This is a genomic window from Nostoc sp. CCY0012 (assembly GCF_963920855.1).
GTDB lineage: Bacteria > Cyanobacteriota > Cyanobacteriia > Cyanobacteriales > Nostocaceae > Cyanocohniella.
Map to the genome: position 1 here is coordinate 1 of NZ_CAWUDM010000254.1, position 648 is coordinate 648.

Consider the following 648-nt stretch of genomic DNA (forward strand, 5'->3'; position numbering starts at 1 on the left):
CAGGGTAAGCTCATCTAATTTGGTATAGAGAAAACTTGACATAACAAAGAAAATAAGCATATGTGGATGTGTAAAAAATCAACTTGACGGCTGAGCAAGATCAATGAGATGAATTGAAGACAGTCGTAGAAAATGGACTGGAGTCAAGTTGATGTCAGAGGGCTTTGAAAATAAATCTACTGAAAAGATAAAAAATGCTGGTAATCAAAGAAAGCCAGCACAAGTGGCAGATATCAGCAGTATTCAGCAGAGTCTAGTAGAGCAATTTGCGCTGATTAAAGACCCCAGAGTAGAGCGAACAAAAAAACATCAACTGACAGACATCTTAGTAATTGCGATTCTGGCAGTCATAGCAGGAGCGCAAGGATGGGAAGATATCGAGAATTACGGTATCAGTAAGCAACAGTGGTTAAAAGAGTTCTTAGCACTACCAAACGGAATTCCATCAGATGATACTTTCCGTCGGGTGTTTGAGTTCATCAACCCAGAGGCATTAAATCGATGTTTTCTGAATTGGGTAGAAACCTTGGTCACCAAGATGGGTGGAGAAATCATCCCCATAGATGGTAAAACAATTAGAGGTTCATATGACCGCAACCAGGGTAAATCAGCACTTCATGTCATTAGTGCCTGGGCAAGTGAACAACA

At 40.4% G+C, this 648-nt stretch carries 1 protein-coding gene; it reads left to right on the forward strand.

Annotated features, from left to right (window positions below):
* Nucleotides 1-151: 151 nt before the first annotated feature.
* The coding region (locus tag ACM0OS_RS29015; RefSeq protein ID WP_414546627.1) for an ISAs1 family transposase at nt 152-648 on the forward strand (497 nt) is incomplete at its 3' end.